General features: G+C 29.2%; 21 protein-coding genes and 1 tRNA gene. 10 read left to right on the top strand and 12 right to left on the bottom strand.

The features are described 5' to 3' along the window. Positions 1–13: 13 nt before the first annotated feature. The 5 genes from K354_RS0104925 to K354_RS0104905 all read left to right on the top strand — a co-directional run bounded on the left by K354_RS0104925 (position 14) and on the right by K354_RS0104905 (position 4,328). Entirely contained in the window at positions 14–1,138 is a 1,125-nt protein-coding gene (locus K354_RS0104925; RefSeq protein ID WP_024954397.1) for a bifunctional 2-C-methyl-D-erythritol 4-phosphate cytidylyltransferase/2-C-methyl-D-erythritol 2,4-cyclodiphosphate synthase, read from the top strand. Further along, positions 1,135–2,025 carry a response regulator gene (locus K354_RS0104920; RefSeq protein ID WP_024954396.1) on the top strand — a complete coding sequence of 297 codons (891 nt, stop codon included), beginning with the start codon at positions 1,135–1,137 and terminating at the stop codon, positions 2,023–2,025. The genes K354_RS0104925 and K354_RS0104920 overlap by 4 nt, the downstream gene beginning before the upstream one ends. After that, complete coding sequence (locus K354_RS0104915) at positions 2,003–3,193, top strand: sulfate adenylyltransferase (protein ID WP_024954395.1); 1,191 nt, start codon at positions 2,003–2,005, stop codon at positions 3,191–3,193. Before K354_RS0104920 ends, K354_RS0104915 begins: the two co-directional genes overlap by 23 nt. A gap of 12 nt (positions 3,194–3,205) precedes the next feature. Next, positions 3,206–3,661: a phosphatidylglycerophosphatase A family protein gene (locus K354_RS0104910; RefSeq protein ID WP_024954394.1), complete on the top strand. Its 456-nt coding sequence runs from the start codon at positions 3,206–3,208 to the stop codon at positions 3,659–3,661. A gap of 100 nt (positions 3,662–3,761) precedes the next feature. After that, positions 3,762–4,328 carry a YceI family protein gene (locus tag K354_RS0104905; protein ID WP_024954393.1) on the top strand — a complete coding sequence of 189 codons (567 nt, stop codon included), beginning with the start codon at positions 3,762–3,764 and terminating at the stop codon, positions 4,326–4,328. 7 nt (positions 4,329–4,335) lie between these two features. Here the strand turns inward: K354_RS0104905 and K354_RS0104900 are convergent, their stop codons facing one another. After that, on the bottom strand, positions 4,336–4,929 hold the full coding sequence (locus tag K354_RS0104900; protein WP_024954392.1) for a YigZ family protein: 594 nt from the start codon (positions 4,927–4,929) through the stop codon (positions 4,336–4,338). A 120-nt stretch (positions 4,930–5,049) separates the two neighbouring features. On the opposite strand from K354_RS0104900, the gene K354_RS14615 reads away from it, so the two are divergent. Next, the gene (locus K354_RS14615) at positions 5,050–6,567 is read left to right on the top strand and encodes a diguanylate cyclase (RefSeq protein WP_245600569.1); all 1,518 of its coding nucleotides are present in this window, start codon (positions 5,050–5,052) and stop codon (positions 6,565–6,567) included. A gap of 47 nt (positions 6,568–6,614) precedes the next feature. Then, positions 6,615–6,827 carry a hypothetical protein gene (locus K354_RS0104890; protein ID WP_024954390.1) on the top strand — a complete coding sequence of 71 codons (213 nt, stop codon included), beginning with the start codon at positions 6,615–6,617 and terminating at the stop codon, positions 6,825–6,827. On the opposite strand, the gene K354_RS0104885 is transcribed toward K354_RS0104890, so the two are convergent. Genes K354_RS0104885 through K354_RS0104870 form a run of 4 tightly spaced genes read right to left on the bottom strand, consistent with a single transcriptional unit; the run spans position 6,828 to position 9,575 of the window. Next, positions 6,828–7,382 (bottom strand): thermonuclease family protein, encoded by a 555-nt coding sequence (locus tag K354_RS0104885; protein ID WP_024954389.1) that lies wholly within the window; start codon positions 7,380–7,382, stop codon positions 6,828–6,830. An 11-nt stretch (positions 7,383–7,393) separates the two neighbouring features. After that, complete coding sequence (gene proC / locus K354_RS0104880; protein WP_024954388.1) at positions 7,394–8,134, bottom strand: pyrroline-5-carboxylate reductase; 741 nt, start codon at positions 8,132–8,134, stop codon at positions 7,394–7,396. Positions 8,135–8,192: 58 nt separating this feature from the next. Then, the gene (locus K354_RS0104875; RefSeq protein WP_024954387.1) at positions 8,193–8,579 is read right to left on the bottom strand and encodes a DUF6858 family protein; all 387 of its coding nucleotides are present in this window, start codon (positions 8,577–8,579) and stop codon (positions 8,193–8,195) included. Positions 8,580–8,606: 27 nt separating this feature from the next. Further along, complete coding sequence (locus K354_RS0104870) at positions 8,607–9,575, bottom strand: SLAC1 anion channel family protein (protein WP_024954386.1); 969 nt, start codon at positions 9,573–9,575, stop codon at positions 8,607–8,609. Positions 9,576–9,693: 118 nt separating this feature from the next. Between K354_RS0104870 and K354_RS14610 the strand changes: the two genes are divergently transcribed. Continuing rightward, complete coding sequence (locus K354_RS14610; protein WP_024954385.1) at positions 9,694–10,284, top strand: DUF134 domain-containing protein; 591 nt, start codon at positions 9,694–9,696, stop codon at positions 10,282–10,284. 75 nt (positions 10,285–10,359) lie between these two features. Beyond that, positions 10,360–10,644, top strand: coding sequence for a peptidylprolyl isomerase (locus K354_RS0104860; RefSeq protein ID WP_024954384.1), 285 nt, complete (start codon positions 10,360–10,362; stop codon positions 10,642–10,644). 14 nt (positions 10,645–10,658) lie between these two features. On the opposite strand, the gene K354_RS0104855 is transcribed toward K354_RS0104860, so the two are convergent. The 7 genes from K354_RS0104855 to ribH all read right to left on the bottom strand — a co-directional run bounded on the left by K354_RS0104855 (position 10,659) and on the right by ribH (position 15,518). Continuing rightward, positions 10,659–11,927 carry a sensor domain-containing protein gene (locus K354_RS0104855; RefSeq protein WP_024954383.1) on the bottom strand — a complete coding sequence of 423 codons (1,269 nt, stop codon included), beginning with the start codon at positions 11,925–11,927 and terminating at the stop codon, positions 10,659–10,661. 176 nt (positions 11,928–12,103) lie between these two features. After that, positions 12,104–12,194 (bottom strand) — tRNA-Ser (locus K354_RS0104850). Positions 12,195–12,274: 80 nt separating this feature from the next. Then, on the bottom strand, positions 12,275–12,418 hold the full coding sequence (locus tag K354_RS14975) for a hypothetical protein (protein ID WP_156928211.1): 144 nt from the start codon (positions 12,416–12,418) through the stop codon (positions 12,275–12,277). A 45-nt stretch (positions 12,419–12,463) separates the two neighbouring features. Further along, positions 12,464–13,945: an AsmA family protein gene (locus tag K354_RS0104840; protein WP_024954382.1), complete on the bottom strand. Its 1,482-nt coding sequence runs from the start codon at positions 13,943–13,945 to the stop codon at positions 12,464–12,466. A gap of 8 nt (positions 13,946–13,953) precedes the next feature. Then, on the bottom strand, positions 13,954–14,637 hold the full coding sequence (pyrF, locus tag K354_RS0104835) for an orotidine-5'-phosphate decarboxylase (protein WP_024954381.1): 684 nt from the start codon (positions 14,635–14,637) through the stop codon (positions 13,954–13,956). Continuing rightward, a complete protein-coding gene (nusB, locus tag K354_RS0104830; protein ID WP_024954380.1) occupies positions 14,634–15,044 on the bottom strand; it encodes a transcription antitermination factor NusB in 411 nt (136 codons plus the stop codon). The genes pyrF and nusB overlap by 4 nt, the downstream gene beginning before the upstream one ends. Positions 15,045–15,053: 9 nt before the next feature. Next, the gene (gene ribH / locus K354_RS0104825; protein WP_024954379.1) at positions 15,054–15,518 is read right to left on the bottom strand and encodes a 6,7-dimethyl-8-ribityllumazine synthase; all 465 of its coding nucleotides are present in this window, start codon (positions 15,516–15,518) and stop codon (positions 15,054–15,056) included. Positions 15,519–15,574: 56 nt separating this feature from the next. Between ribH and K354_RS0104820 the strand changes: the two genes are divergently transcribed. Beyond that, positions 15,575–16,369, top strand: a complete 795-nt coding sequence (locus tag K354_RS0104820; RefSeq protein ID WP_245600568.1) for a patatin-like phospholipase family protein — start codon at positions 15,575–15,577, stop codon at positions 16,367–16,369. Positions 16,370–16,397: the final 28 nt, after the last annotated feature.

Below are 16,397 nucleotides of genomic sequence, written 5' to 3'. Positions count from 1 at the left end.
AAAAGGACAAAATTTGCCCGATTTATCCCTAATAATGTTGGGAGCTGGTACATCTTCGCGATTTAAGACAAGTGTAAAAAAACAATGGTTACGAACTGAACATACCCCTTTGTGGCTTTATGCAACTACTAATATAATAAAAAACATTGATTTTGAACAAGTAATTATTGTTTGTTCTGACGATGAAATAGAGTACATGAAACTCTTTGAAAAAAATTTCACTTATGTAATAGGTGGAAACACCAGACAAGAATCATTAAAAAATGCTCTTTTACATGTAAAGAGTCAAAATGTCCTTGTAAGTGATGTAGCTCGTGCTTGTATTCCTCAAGATATGCTACAACGTATAATACAAAAGGATGATGATATCGATATCGTTGTTCCTTATTTAAAAGTCCATGATACAGTAGTATATGAAAATGAGACTATAAATAGAGACAAAGTTAAACTTATACAGACACCACAATACTCAAAAACGGCAACTTTAAAAAAAGCACTTTTAAATGAAAACAATTTTACAGACGATAGTAGTGCTATAAAAGCTAATGGTGGGAAAGTAAGTTATGTTTTAGGTGATAAACGAGCCAATAAAATAACATCATTAGAAGATATTGAAATATTACAAAATATACCAAAACCGAGTAATGATATGTTTGTAGGACAAGGTTACGATGTTCATCAATTTGAAAAAGATAAACCAATGGTTCTTGGGGGAGTAACTATTAAAGAAACGAGAGGATTTAAAGCTCACTCTGATGGAGATGTCGCTTTACATGCTCTTATAGATGCTTTATTAGGAGCTGCAGGAGCTGGTGACATAGGTGAACTTTTCCCTGATAATGATCCAGCCTTTAAAAATGCTGATTCAAAAAAATTACTCAAAAAAGTTGTCTCATTTTTATACAAAATTGGTTTTAATATAGTAAATTGTGATATAACGATAATGGCTCAAGCTCCTAAGTTGTCACCATATAAAAATAAAATGAGAGAAACCATAGCTGATATTCTTAATATCATGCCTATACATGTTAATGTAAAAGCAACTACAACAGAAAAGCTTGGTTTTGTTGGAAGAGAAGAAGGAGTCGCAGTCAATGCGACAGTAACACTAAAATATTATAATTGGAAGAATTCATGAAAATTTTAATAGTTGAAAATGAAATTTATTTAGCGCAAAGCATTGCCTCGAAACTAACAGAAATTGGTTATACATGCGATATAGCCTCATCCATAAAAGATGCAGTCAAAGACGAAAGATATGCAGCTGTTTTACTCTCTACTAACATATCTGGACAAAACTTTTATCCTGTTATAGAAAAGCATAAATCTTCAATAATTATTTTGATGATATCTTATATTAGTAATGACACTGTCTCTAACCCAATAAAAGCTGGGGCTAATGACTATATCCAAAAACCATTCATGATTGAAGAACTTATAAGAAAACTACAGCATCTTAAAAACTACAATGCTCTTAAAAAAGAAAATGTCACTTACAAAGAGTATGTTAATAACCTTTTTGAAAGTTCTGATTTACAACCAATCAATATAAAAACAAAGCTTCCTGTCCTCTTGAAAACAAACTTTCAAAAACATGCAGACGCTGTTGTTTTTCACTATTCGGTAGAAACAAAGGAACCTTTTACATTTATATCTCTCTCCTGTGCAAACGCTGTTGAGAAAATAGTAAAAACTCCTTATAATGAACTTTTATATCTTGTAGATCTACAAAATATCAAAAAAAGTGAAAAAACCAAAATATTAAATCTTATAGAAGATAGACGTGCAATTATATCTACAACAGATATGAATGAGGCACAAGAGGTAATTCCTGAAATAGAAATTTCAACAGATAATAAAGTATTTGATAGGGGCGATATTTTAAGTATCGATGATTATGTAAAATATATCATAGTTAATTTTCAAAGTAAATTTCCAGATACAGAATTATCAAAAAAACTAGGTATTTCTAGAAAAAGTCTTTGGGAAAAAAGGAAGAAATATGGCATCACCAAGAAAAAATAAAGAACTTTCTATAGATAAACAGGCTCTTGCAACACTCTCTTTTGCAAAAGAAGGTATCTTTCACCCAGTAGATAAGCTGATGACAAAAAAAGAAGCTAGAGAAGTAGATGAAACTGGTTTTTACAAAGGTATTCCTTTTCCATTCCCATTCATAATTGCTCCTTTTGGTAAAAAAAATTCAGATCTTTTGAAAAATGCTAAAAAAGGTGAAAAATTTGATTTTATCGTAGATGGTGAAATCAAAGGGCATATTGTACTTGACGAAGTTTTTGAAGTAGATAAAAAAAGAAGAATAGAGCAAGTTTTTGGCACATATGATACATCAAATCCAGAAGTACAACTCTTTTTAAAACGTCTTGGAGATTATGCTATAAGTGGAGAATATGAACTTGATTTTGATGATATTAAAAATATCAAAAAAACAATTCAAGAAGCAAAGAAAAAAGTAAATCCTAAAAAAACCACTTCTATAATGATGAGTGCAAAACCCTTTCATAGGGCACACGAAAGACTTATTAGAATTACTTTAGAAAAAACTGATTTATTGGTCATCTTTTTACTAAAGCCTTATACACAAGATTTATTATCGTATAGTTTAAGACTTAAAACACTTCAATACTTTGTTGATAATTATTTGCCAAAAAATAAAGTTGTTATTGTTCCATTTGAAAACACCTATATATTTGATGGTCACAATAATGCAGTACTTGATAGTATTTGTGCTTACAATTTAGGTTGTGATAAACTTGTGCTTGGAAGAAATCATAGTGGTATTGGGATGTATTATGACCAAAATGAGATGAAATCTATACTAGATAGATACAGTTCAATTGATATAGAAGTTGAAATGATAACAGAATTTGTATACTGCAATGAATGTACTACACTTGTTAGCAAAAACACTTGCCCTCATGGACAACATCATCATATTAAATATGATGCCGATACTCTTATGGAACTTTTAGAAGCTGGTATTTTACCACCTGCTGTTCTTATGAGGAGAGATATCTCAGCAATTCTACTGAGCGAAATGTTTCCAAATAGATTCAAAAATATTCAAAAAATCTATGATAATATTTTTCCAACATCAGGTCTTTTAGAATCACATGATGAAAAAGATTTTTATCTTGAATTGATGAAACTTCATCAAACAATGTCATTAACATAAGGTCAATTATACATGCGTAAATTCTTTTTAACATTTTTTTATACTGGATTATCTCCATGGGCTCCTGGAACTGTGGGAAGTCTTGCTGCCGCAGTTGTTGGTGTAGTTATTTTACAATACTTTACAATTGATACTCTTTTTTTACTTACTCTTCTTATTACTATTGTCGGTATTAAAGAGATAAACATCTATGAAAAAATTACAGGTACTCATGATGATAAAAGTATTGTTATAGATGAAGTAGCTGGTCTTTGGTTAGCTTTTACTTTTGCTTCAGCAAACTTCACTCAAATCATTCTTTCTTTTATCTTTTTTAGAATATTTGATATTTGGAAACCCTCTTTGATTGGAAGAATTGACAGAGATGTCAAAGGTGGATTAGGAGTTATGGGAGATGATCTACTTGCAGGTTTATTAGCTGGTATTTGTAGCATAGCAACTTGGCAGTTTATACAACAAATCTTATAAGGTAAGAAATCTCTTCTTACCTTTTTAAATTACTTTTTTATTACATAAACATTATAAGTCTTGATATATTATACTTTTCTTTTTAGGGGAAAAGATTATAATGAAAAATGTATTTAAAATATTATTCTTTTGTTTTATAAGTTTTCAATTAAGCTCGGCGAATGAATACGTTATAGATCAAACTCATTCTCACCTTGGTTTTTCAATAAAACATCTTATGATATCTAATGTAAAAGGTAACTTTAAAAGCTTTGATGCAGAGCTTTATTATGATGATAAAACTAAAAAATTCATAAAATTAGTAGCAACCATAGATACATCTTCCATTTATACGGGGATTAAAAAAAGAGATGAGCATCTAAAGAGTCCTGATTTTTTTGATATTGAAAAATTTTCTACAATAAAATTTAAAATGACTTCTTCATCGTTAAATACTATAAAAGGTATATTAACTCTCAATGGTATCAGCAAAGAAATAATGTTGTCTGCAACTATCCATGGTACTGTAAAAGACTTTCAAGGGAACCAAAGAGTAGGATTTACCCTTACAGGAAAAATAAATAGAAAAGACTTTGATTTAACTTGGAATAAATTTTTAGAAAGTGGTGGTCTAGCAGTAGGAAATGAAGTTCTCATTGACATAGATATAGAAGCAATTGAACTTTAAAATTTTTTTATTTTTCTTCTACATTAAATCCATCTCTCTCATAACAAAGAGCAAAATCTAAAAAATCTAATTTTTCTTTTTGGCTTACATTCATATGCCAAATTATACCGTTTGCTTCATATGTCCTTCTATCTATATGAAAACTATTTTTTTCTAAAAAATGCTCAAAACGAGGAACTAGTCCATACTGTGTAAAAAAACTTATAGGTTCTTTTTTTATATATTCTAAAAGACTTGCATGGGCTATTACTTCTTTTGCCGCACCCCCATAAGCTCTTACAAGCCCTCCTGTTCCAAGTTTTGTTCCTCCAAAATATCTTACTACTAATATCCCACACTCGATAAGTTCAGTACCTCTCATAACATTAAGAATAGGAGGACCTGATGTTCCTTTTGGTTCACCATCATCACTACAATTTTCCACTATCTGGTTAAATTCATTTAAATATCTTTTTGCCCAAACTATGTGATTTGCTTTTGGATGTATCTCTTTTAAATCTACATGTAAAGAGTCAAATTTCTCAATTGGGACTAAAAAAGATTTAAAAGTTGATTTTTTAATTTCTAGTTCATGAGAATTCTCATGTGCTACTGTTTGCATTTTCTTCCTATTTAAAGAGTATTTAATTTTCAAAATATTATACTAAGATATATCCATAATATTTAATATTGTGAGGCCATATTGAAAATTAATAAATCATATCTATATACTTTGATAACAGTGTTTATATACGCTATTATACTATTATTTTGCTACAATCAAACTCAAAAAAGTGTTGTAACATATGCTCAATACAAAGCTGAAGAGTTTTTAAGGCATATGGAAGCAACCAGCAAAGTTATTAATCAAAACAACAAATTTTCACAAAATGCCTTTGTATGTGTCTATTCATATCAACAAATCAACAATTATTATAATGAACTAAGAAAAAAAGATAATCTTCTGCCCATCAAAGTATCTTTTTCTTCTCATAATCCTAAAAATATTATAAATAAAGTATCAAAAGAAGATTCAACTCTTCTTGATAAATTTAAAGAAAACAAGCTAAGTACTTATAAAAAAATAATAGACACAAAAGAAGGGAAATACCTATACTATGCAAAACCTGTTGAGAGGTTAAAAGAAAGCTGTTTAGAGTGCCATGGCCATCCTAAAGATGCTCCTCTTTCTGTTATACGAAAATATGGTACTACTCAAGGTTTCTACGGTAACAATGATGAAATACCTGCTTTTGTTAAAATACTCATACCTCTAAAAAAACCTTTATCTGATGTCGAAAAAATATTTTTTATTTTTTTAAGTATTACTTTTATTGCTTTAGTTTTTTCACTTAAAAAAATATTTTCTTCTAAAAATAAGTCAAAATCCAATCACTATAAAGCTAGTATTAATATTTTTGATGAAATTATATTAATAAAATCCAATAAAAAAACTCATGCTGTAAACAATGCATTTTTAAAATTCTTTAATGTAAAAGATTTAAATGAATTTAGCAAAAAATATGATTGTATTAGTAAAACATTTATAAAAGACGATACTTCTATAGATATAGATTTAAATAGTAATCTAGAAAATCTAACACGTAACCTGGACTCTATGGATAAACTTCAAAGAGTAGTGCAAATACAAAATCAAAAAGGTAATATTCATACACTGAGTATAAAAATAGATAAGCTCCAAAAAAATAGTGACTTATATATAATTATACTCTCTGACATAACTAAACTACAAAATAAAGTTGCAAAATTTGAGAAGAAAGCCAATATAGACTCGCTAACACAAGTTTACACTAGACAAAAATTTGACACTATTTATCAATCAGAATTTTTACGAAGCATAAGATATTTTAACCCTCTAACCCTTCTTATAATAGATATTGATAATTTCAAAAAAGTTAATGATACCTATGGACATGATGTAGGTGATGCTGTATTAAAAGAATTTGCAAAAATAATTTTTTCCAATGTTAGAGAATTTGATGTTTTTGCTAGATGGGGAGGCGAAGAATTTATACTCCTCTTACCTCAAACAAATATAAATAGCGGATACAAACTAGCAGAAAAACTTAGAAATATCATAATGACAAGTCATTTTGATACAATCGATACTCTTACATGTAGTATTGGTATTTCTACTCTACTTAAAGGTGATAAAAGTGAATATGTTATAAAAAGAGCAGATAATGCTCTTTATAAAGCTAAAAACACAAGTAGAAATAGAACAATTATAGAAATTTAATCTCTTTTTAGTTAGTCTTAATTATTATATGATGAAAGGAGGAATGTATGTCTAAAAATAAATCTACAAAAATAGTCGACACAATCATTGATTTTACTATTATCGTTGGTATTAGTTTAATAATCTTTTTATCATCCACATATTTAGGGGCACCTCTGTGGCTGAGTCTTCTTTTAGTCGCTATATGGGGAGGATTTACTGGCTATAAACCAAAGATAGTAAGAAAACCTTTTAAATTTTTATACCCAGAGGAAGAGTAACTACCTTAAACTTCTAAGAGAATATCTATGTTTTACTAAACATTTCATGATATGGGGATGACTTTTCCACAATCCTCTTTTTTGAATTTTTGCTTCGCTTGCCACTTTCAATAAAATTTTTTTCGCTGTTTCATCTGAATGAATAATATAAGGTAAAGCAAAGCCTCGCTCAACCATGATTTCATCAAAATTTGGATGGAGCTCTACATGTAAACCTTTTGGAAGTATTAGTTTACATACTGGATATTTATTTGAAAAATATCTGACAATTTTGTAATCATACTTTCTTTCAAGTTTTAAAAGAGTTTTTGCATGCTCATACGATAAACTACCCGCACTTAAAAACTCTTTTTTAGAAAAACCACACTCATCTATCTCTTTTTTTAATTTTTTATTTACAACACTCTCAAGAGCATCTATATCACCCATATGGCAAGTTGTAAACTCCATACCATCTTTGAGTATAATGGTATCTGCATCTACAATACGAACTAATGTCCCACTTTTTGCATAAAGAAAAAGAGGGAAAATAAAAAAAAATAAAAATTTAAACAATCTAAACTCCTTTAGAGTTTTTTAGTTCTTTCATATGAAGCTTCTATGGCTTTAATAAAACTATCTCGTACTCCACCCTCTTCTAATTTTGTAAGTCCCGCTATTGTTGTACCTTTTGGTGAAGTTACTTTATCTTTTAAAAGTGCTGGATGCTCATTTTGTAAAACCTCGCCAACTCCTTCAAACAGTTGCGCAATATACTTATACGTTATCTCTCTTTTAAGACCAAGATTTACAGCTCCATCACTAAGGGCTTCAGCAACAAGTGCTATCCAAGCAGGAGCACTTCCTGCAAGACCTGTAGCAATATCAAGCTCATTTTCACTTTCTAACCAAAAGCATTTTCCAACTGAGCTTAATATCTCTAAAGCATTCTCTTTTAAATCTTCATCTCCACACAACGAAGTTGCTGACTTTTGTACTAAAGCAGCCATATTTGGCATAGCTCGAACATACGATTTAGCTGCTATTTTTGTTTGAAGTTTTTCTAGTGAAACCCCCGCTAAAATTGAGATAAGTCCCTTTGCTTTTCCTTCTACATGTAAAGCATCTAAGGACTGTGGTTTAATAGCTAAGATAACTATAAAATCATCAAGTTTAGGGATAGAATTTACTACTTTTAAAGTTGGATACGTTTTTTTTAATATATCAGTTTTATCTTTAGATGCTTCAACCACGGTTATATCATGTACATGTAAACCTTTAAGCATTGCACCACCCATATTTCCTGCACCAATTAAAAGTAGTTTCATATCTATATGTTCCTTAAAAATTTTATTATATTTATGTGTCTATTATAACAAATTACTCTTATTTAACCAATGCTTTTGTCCATGACTCCATGAGAGCATGTAACTCTTCTTTTGGTGCTTCTAAAAACTCTATTATAAAATATTTATCAAATTCACATATACCTATACTTCTAGGACGTGCTGCAACCATTTTTGTATTTGGTATTGCATGGCCAAAACAAAAAATAATATTTTTCGCATCTAACAAGCCTTCCATAATTTCACCATCTAATGACTTCGTATGAGCATAATGATCAAAAATAGATATAAATTTTGCTATTTTATGATTATCTATTTTTTCTTTATAATACTCTATAAGTTCTGCTATATTTTTCTGTTCAACTTCATTTTTTTCTAATTTTAATGTATATACTGGATATTTATCCATAAAAATTGTTTTTTTCATTTTATTACCTTATTTTATATTTTTTATCTATTCTTGAATACAAATTTCTGCTTTATTCATGTGGATAATAGTTTGATAAGCTACTACTGCTATGACCATTGTTGTAACACTTAACATAACATATGACAATGCTAAAAGTAATAAATCATTGGTTTTATGATACATAAGCATTGAAGATATTGCCATAGCTGCTAAAGGAAAAACAAATGCCCACCATGATATAAAAAACTTTAATTTAATAAAATTTTTATACATAAATGCAACTAAAAGCGTAAAAAACAGTGCTAAATTAAATAAAATCATGGCAAAAGTATCTATCACTCCAAATATTTTGAAATAAGCTATAAAACCAACTGCAGGTGGTGCTATTAATATAAACAAAGTTGGCATAAATTTTATTGCCAACTGATGATGAAATATAATTCTATTTAATAAAATTGCAAACAAGATAATCCAAAAGAAAATACCTACACTAAAAAAATACATAAGTAAACCATGACTTGCAAAACCAACTCCAGCCACTGGCACCAATACATTTCCAACTACAGGTATAAACCAAGCAGGATTTGAATGATCTAACTCTTGATTATGATTTATCCAAAATGATATTGTATGCATCGTAAGATAAAAATGCAAAATTGCCCCTGGATACCAAAAGCAAGCTGATATAGTTGCATAATGCTCTTTATAAATAATTGCTAACATCAACATTGATATAGAAATTGCTGCAAAAAAGTTAATCCTAACTGGATGTGCAAACTCTTTTTTTATAGCCATTGAATATTTAAAATATTTTGTTATATATATAAAACTTACCGCAAAAAATATTGCCGTTGTAACATACATTAAAACTATTCCAATTTGAACAGGAAAATCAAGCCAAATGGCTGCTTTTTGGTACATAATAGTAAGGCCACTCATACCCATAACTATTGCATACATCATAATAGGAAAAAATTTTAACCTATTTTTTTCACACACACTACTTTCTTCCATCTACTTCTCCTAGATATTACATATAATAATTATTTTTATAAGAATACATTCTTTTTGAACATATGTCAATTAAAATTTAATTAAATTTTGCTATTATATGTGTACATAAAGGATAGTAATGGGAAGAAATAAAATACAAAGAAATTGTTGTTTTAAGCCTCACTGTAGAAAATTCACTCCAATAGTAGAAAAATACGTTGGTACAATGGAGATAAATAGTGATGAGATGGAAGCTATTTTTCTGATGGACTATCAAGGTCAATACCAAGAAGATGCGGCTAAACAAATGAATGTTTCAAGGCCCACACTATCAAGAATTATAAAAAGTGCACGCAAAAAAATATCTACTGCTATTATTTTAGGTTATGAATTGCATATCGTTGATAACAAAGATAAATTTGTAGTAGCCCTTAGTACAAATAAAGAAGGAGACTTTTCTAATCTCTCAAACAAAAACCCTCTAATTGCGTTGATTCATATCAAAAATAAAAAAATTATTGGAATAAACTATATCTCAAATCCCATTTTGCAAGAAGAGATTAAACCATCACAAGTTTTACCTGAATTTTTAAAAAAATATCATGTTAATTATTGGATTTCAGAACAAATAGGAGAAGGGTTAAAAAACTCTCTTTTAGCAAAAGGAATATTTATAAAAGAATGCTCAAGTATATCTCCTATAGATGATATAACAAAACTATTTTACTAATATTTCAACACTACTTAGTTTTTATAAATTTTGGTATAATCTTTTTAAAAATATCTACTATTATGAAAGTTTATTATGGCAATAGCATCAGCAAGACATATCCTTGTACAAACAGAAAAATTATGTAAAAAATTAAAAAAAGAGATAATTACAAAAGAAATTACTTTTGAAAAAGCAGCAAAAAAATTTTCAAAATGTCCTTCAGGAAAAAAAGGTGGTGATTTAGGAAAATTTAAAAATGGTCAAATGGTAAAAGAATTTGATAAAGTCATTTTTAATGAGGCTCTACATGTAGTACACGGACCAGTTAAAACTCAATTTGGTTTCCATCTTATAGAGATAACTTCAAGAGGAAAATAAAAAAGTTATTTATTTTATATAAATTGTATTTTTGGTTGACTTTCAAAAACATATTTATTTTTCCCCTCTTCTTTTGCCCTATACATTAAATTATCAGCTAATGTAACTAGCTTATCAATATCTTGTGCATCATCAGGAAAAATAGAAATTCCAATACTTCCAGAAATACTTAAGCTTTTATTATTCGTAGTGATTATTGGTTTGACAAATTCATTGAGAAGCTCTTGTGCTAAGATAGCAATACCTTTATTATCACAAATATTTTCAACTAACACGAGAAATTCATCCCCACCCAAACGAGCTAAAGTATCCTCTTTTCGCAATCTTCTTTTCATTCGATGTGAAATCTCTATTAAAACTTCATCGCCTATATCATGACCATATTGGTCATTTACTTCTTTAAAATAATCAAGGTCAATAAACAATAAAGCAACTCTCTTGTCATAACGTCTTGCCTTTGATAGTATCTGATTGGCTCTTTTATAAAACAGTCTTCTATTGGGTAAATCTGTTAGACTATCATGTAATGACATATGTTCTATTCGATCTTTTGCAATTTTTTCATCTGTGATATCAACAAAATTGATTACAACACCTTCATATTCTTGACCGACTTTATAAGGAGTAAAATTAACTTTTATATAATGGTTGGTTTTATCATTTAAAATAATCCATTGTGAGTAATCTATTTTTTCACCTAATATGCTTTTATCAAAATATGGTTTTATATAATTTTCATATATCTCATGGTCTAAAAAATCATAAACATACTTTCCTATGATTTCATCTTCATCTAATCCAAATGCATTACAAAAAGATTGATTAACAGCTTGACAACAATAATCTCTATCTATGTAAGAAATTAAATCTGCACTAGATGAAACAATTTTTTCATACTGATAAAGCAACTTTTCTGCCTTTTTTACAGCAGTTAAATCTTGAACAAAGCATACAATTATTTTTTTATCTTCTATATCAAAGTAAGTTGAAGTCACTTGAACAGGATAAGAAATACCAAACTTGTTTACATGTAAAGATTCAAACTCTTGAGGAGCTTCAGCTATAGATTTTTTTCTCATTGAGAATTCACTATCACTAATAACTGAAGTAATATGTCTAATGTTTTTTTGCAATAACTCTTCGTGTGTACCACCATACATTTTTACGGCATACTCATTGACATAAATAATTTGTGCATCTACATTTAACCAATAAACTGAAGTTCGAATGCTTTTTAAACTTTCTTTTGTTAAGTGAGAAATTATTAAGTCATCTATTTGCATTATACACTCATTATAATTTTTATTTATAAACAGTAGCGAAACTTTTATCTTAATTAGCTTAATATTAATAATAATTATATCATTAAAAAAATTTATAATTTATTCTCATTACAAAAAGAAATCAGACACTAGTAATTTTTTATTAATAGAGTTATACATGTTTGGTGAATATAAAGTGGCGGACAGGGAGGGATTCGAACCCTCGGTACCGTTACCAGTACGCATCCTTAGCAGGGATGTGGTTTCAGCCAACTCACCCACCTGTCCAGTTACTCAAAAAGTAGACCGAAATTATAGCATTAAAATATAATAATCTGCTTAAAATCGACCTTTTAAGCAGATTATATTTATATAAAACTTACATCAGCACTTTTTGTAAGTTTTTCTAGAAGCTTTCTCAACTTTTTAGCTTCTTTTTTACTAGAAGGTTCTATTTGCTCAATTTTTTCTTTTAATTGAACTATGATTTCTACTTTACCTAAAAGTTTCATCTTTACTCCTTTTGATTAGTTAATCAAAAAAAGCAAAAAATATTCCTAAGGCTGTTTTACAACTCCATTGTAAAATACTTTACACTTTTCGTCTGTTGTTTTTGCAGCTGCTTTTTTCTTTGATTTTCCAAAAAATGAAGATACCATACCTATGACTTCTTGAACTTGTTCTACAGACACTTTACTTGAAGTTGTACCTTTTCCTGTAGGAGCAGAGAGTGTGCCTTCTATACCCTGTGTATACTTTGCACAGCCTTGTTTATCAAGAATAGCTACTTTTACACCCTTTAAGCTTTCATCTACTAAATTGATACTTCCTTGAAGAGCAACTCTATTGTTTAAAGTAGCGATAGCTACATCACTCAAGTTTGCCATCTTTTTAGATACATCAATCTTTACATGTAACTGCTCAATAGCAGTAGTCCCACCTTGAAGACTATCAAAGGCACTTTTACCTTTAGCAGTATTTTCAAGAGCAGAACTTAAAAAAGAAGCACCAGATTTTTTCAAATCTCCACTTTTTAAATCATTGTAGCTTTTGACAATCTTGTCTAAATCATAACCTTTAATACCAACTTTTTTTCCATCCAATAGAACATGTCCCACAAGAGTCTTTCTTGCACTCAACTCATCATTTCCTACAAAAGACAATTTTGCTGTTGAATTTACAATTCCTTTTAATAAGTCTTTTTCAAGAACCTCTTTTGAAAAATTTTCTAATTTTAACTCAGGGATCAACTCTTCAAAAGATACTTTTGGTGTTTTACCACTCATATCTACTCTAGCTTTTGCACTTGCAAGCGATCCAAAAATCGTATATTTCATACTATTTAAGTTTGCGATTGCATCTTTTAAATCAAAATCTAAAGTTGTATTTGTAATTGTGTATTTGTTATATTGGATTTTTTCAATGCTAACATTACCTTTAAAAGCAATACTTTTGAGTTTTTCTTTTGTAGAGTCTAAACTAATATCATTAATAGTGACATCTATATTGTTTGCATTTGCTTTCGCATTCGAAATGTTATCTATATAAGTTACATTTGCATTTTCCAATCTAACTTCTGTTACATTCACTAAAGGAAGTTTTGTTGGCTCTTTTTGAGTTGTAGAAACTGGCTTTTTTGTTGTTTTAGAAACTGTTTCTTTTTTACTAGCTATATCAAAATTAAACTTACCATTTTTCATTTTTTCTATCATTAAATCAAGATTTGATAAAACAATATAGTTTACTTTTACTTTTTGTTTTAAAAGTGGTATTAACTCCAAAGCAACATCAAAACTTTTAAATGAAACAAAAGCTTTTTTCTTTGGAACAGCTACACTTACATCTGTAACACTCACACCAATAGGTGAAAACGATGTAGATATATCTCCATTGATTTTTAAATCATATCCAGAAGCGTCTTTGACTGCTTGTTCTATTTTTGGTTTATACTGATTTAAGTCAATCATAGCTATTGCTACAACCAGACCAACTATTATTAAGCCCAAAAGTACTACTGTACTTATCATTAACTTTTTCATAGTGTCTCCTAAATATTTTCTAATATTCTCTTTGTTACACCTAATGGATCATTTGATTGGTAGATTGGACGTCCTACGACTATAAAGTCAGACATCTCATTTTTTGCAGTTTCTAAGTTTGCCACTCTTTGTTGATCTCCAGCATCTTCTCCAAAAGGTCTAATCCCAGGAGTGAGAGTCAAAAAGTTTTGAGTAGTACTACTTTTTATAAGTGCACTTTCAAAAACAGAACACACAACTCCATTTAGTCCACTTTCATAAGCATCTTTAGCAAATTGTGCTGCTTTTTTATCTATTGTTTCATTATAAACTGTTTGAAATGAAGGCTCATCAAAACTTGTCAAAGCAGTCACAGCCAAAACAATAGGAGGATTTGGAATATCACAAAGTCTATCCATAACCATACTCATAGCTTTTTTACCACTTGAGGCATGCACATTGAACATATCAACGCCAAGTCCAGCCATAGATTCTGCAGCATCAGCCATAGTATTTGGTATATCATAAACTTTTAAATCCAAAAATAGTTTAAAATTTGGATTTATTGCTTTTAACTCTTCTAAAAGAGGTTTTCCATCTCGTATGTAGGAGCGAAGACCTACTTTTAACCATACGTCTTCACTCTTTAAAACTTTTGCTAAATCAAGATTTTCTTTAGCATTCGGTAAATCTAACGCGACACAAAGTTTCACGCTTTACTTTCCTTCTCTTTTTTAATAGCATCTAAAACACCATTGATGAACTTAGGACTTGTATCATTACAAAGTTTTTTTGCTAACTCAATAGCTTCATTTATAACTACAGCATCATCTAAATCAGAATGAAGAAGTTCATATGTTCCAAGTCTTAAAATAGCACGTTCTATATTTCCTATTTCACTTAAGTTCCACTCTTTTAAATATTCATTGATAACTGTATCTACTTCTACTAAATTTATTTTTATACCACTATATAAATCTTTTGCAAATTCTAGTTGATTGTTTCTTATTTTTTTCTCTTCAAAAATCTCATCAACAAATTTATCTATACCCTCGTTACCAATGTCACTTGCGTATAATAATCCTACTATGCTTTCTCTTACTTGATGTCTAGTTGCCAATATGATTCCTTATACGTTCTTGTAAAGGCTTATCATTTCGATAAGTCCTGTCATTACTTCAAACCCTTTATTTCCTGCTTTACTTCCTGCTCTTTCTATTGCTTGCTCAATTGTATCTGTTGTAAGAACACCAAACACTACTGGTTTTTGATATTTTAAAGCACAAGTTGCTACACCTTTTGTAGCTTCAGCAGATACATAATCAAAGTGAGGAGTACTTCCTCTAATCACTGCTCCAACACAACAAACAGCATCATACTTACCACTTGCTAAAACTTTGTCCAATGCTAAAGGTACTTCAAATGCACCTGGAACTAAAATCAAATCAAGATTAGCTTCATTTCCACCATGACGTAAATATGAATCTCTTGCACCTTCTACCAATCTATCTGTAATTATATGATTAAATCTTGCATTTATTATCGCTACTTTTTCTGTTCCATCTAAAGCTAACTGACCTTCTATAATGTTCATTTTATTCCTTATATATATTTTTCCCATTATACTATCATTTTAATAAAAATAACTTTGTGTTACAATTAGAGATGATTAAAAATTTTAAAACCAACAACTTTAGTTTAGTCTTATCAGGTGGTGGTGCTTTAGGTATAGCTCATCTAGGAATTGTTCATGATTTAGAACAAAAAGCTCTAGTTCCTGCAGAAATCATTGGAACAAGTATGGGTTCAATCATAGGCGCTTGCGTTGCAATTGGAATGCAAGAAAAAGATATTTTTTTATTCTTTGAAAAATTTTCAAATCTTTTTAAAATCTTTAAATTTTCTTTTTCTGGCAACTCCATTATAAAAAGTGAAAAAATAGAAAATATTTTAAATACTGTTTTTTCTGATATGAAAATGAAAGATACAAAAATACCGCTCAAAATCATAGCAACAAATCTAGCCAATGCAGACATAAAAGTCTTTAATTCTCATGATGATGTTAAAATCAAAGATGCTATATTATCTAGTATTGCCATACCTGGTATCTTTGAAGAAAAACATATAGATGGTATTACTTATGGAGATGGTTTTCTTTGTGAAAATTTAGGAATCAATCAAGCAACTTATCATAATGTTTTAGCTGTTGATGTCCTTGGAGAAAGCTCTTTTGAAAAAAGTTTACCTCAAAATTTTTTCAAAACAAACAATGTATTAGAAATGTTCGAAAAATCTATGAGAATTCTTATATATAATCAAACTAGAAATGCTTTACGAAACTCTGATAAAAATATTGTGCTTATAGAACCTAATACAAAAGAGTATAAAACTTTTCATTTTCATAAATACAAAAAACTAAAAGAACTTGGACTAAATTTATTGTAATGGTAGCTATTTTGTAAGGTATTAAAAC

Origin of the sequence: Sulfurospirillum arcachonense DSM 9755, assembly GCF_000597725.1 — a bacterium.
In the GTDB taxonomy this organism is placed as follows: domain Bacteria; phylum Campylobacterota; class Campylobacteria; order Campylobacterales; family Sulfurospirillaceae; genus Sulfurospirillum_A; species Sulfurospirillum_A arcachonense.
The sequence above is the reverse complement of the archived record's forward strand: the minus strand, read 5'-3'. Positions and strand labels throughout refer to the sequence as shown.

What these genes read in the sequence shown, in the direction of transcription:
- K354_RS0104920 (WP_024954396.1), top strand. Translation starts at nt 1,135, where the DNA reads ATGAAAATTTTAATAGTTGAAAATGAAATTTATTTAGCGCAAAGCATT.
- K354_RS0104855 (WP_024954383.1), bottom strand. Translation starts at nt 11,927, where the DNA reads ATGCAAATAGATGACTTAATAATTTCTCACTTAACAAAAGAAAGTTTA.
- K354_RS0104915 (WP_024954395.1), top strand. Translation starts at nt 2,003, where the DNA reads ATGGCATCACCAAGAAAAAATAAAGAACTTTCTATAGATAAACAGGCT.
- K354_RS0104900 (WP_024954392.1), bottom strand. Translation starts at nt 4,929, where the DNA reads ATGCAAACAGTAGCACATGAGAATTCTCATGAACTAGAAATTAAAAAA.
- K354_RS14975 (WP_156928211.1), bottom strand. Translation starts at nt 12,418, where the DNA reads ATGAAACTTTTAGGTAAAGTAGAAATCATAGTTCAATTAAAAGAAAAA.
- proC (WP_024954388.1), bottom strand. Translation starts at nt 8,134, where the DNA reads ATGAAACTACTTTTAATTGGTGCAGGAAATATGGGTGGTGCAATGCTT.
- K354_RS0104870 (WP_024954386.1), bottom strand. Translation starts at nt 9,575, where the DNA reads ATGGAAGAAAGTAGTGTGTGTGAAAAAAATAGGTTAAAATTTTTTCCT.
- K354_RS0104905 (WP_024954393.1), top strand. Translation starts at nt 3,762, where the DNA reads ATGAAAAATGTATTTAAAATATTATTCTTTTGTTTTATAAGTTTTCAA.
- K354_RS0104890 (WP_024954390.1), top strand. Translation starts at nt 6,615, where the DNA reads ATGTCTAAAAATAAATCTACAAAAATAGTCGACACAATCATTGATTTT.
- K354_RS14610 (WP_024954385.1), top strand. Translation starts at nt 9,694, where the DNA reads ATGGGAAGAAATAAAATACAAAGAAATTGTTGTTTTAAGCCTCACTGT.
- K354_RS0104910 (WP_024954394.1), top strand. Translation starts at nt 3,206, where the DNA reads ATGCGTAAATTCTTTTTAACATTTTTTTATACTGGATTATCTCCATGG.
- ribH (WP_024954379.1), bottom strand. Translation starts at nt 15,518, where the DNA reads ATGAACATTATAGAAGGTCAGTTAGCTTTAGATGGAACAGAAAAAGTA.
- K354_RS0104875 (WP_024954387.1), bottom strand. Translation starts at nt 8,579, where the DNA reads ATGAAAAAAACAATTTTTATGGATAAATATCCAGTATATACATTAAAA.
- K354_RS0104860 (WP_024954384.1), top strand. Translation starts at nt 10,360, where the DNA reads ATGGCAATAGCATCAGCAAGACATATCCTTGTACAAACAGAAAAATTA.
- K354_RS0104840 (WP_024954382.1), bottom strand. Translation starts at nt 13,945, where the DNA reads ATGAAAAAGTTAATGATAAGTACAGTAGTACTTTTGGGCTTAATAATA.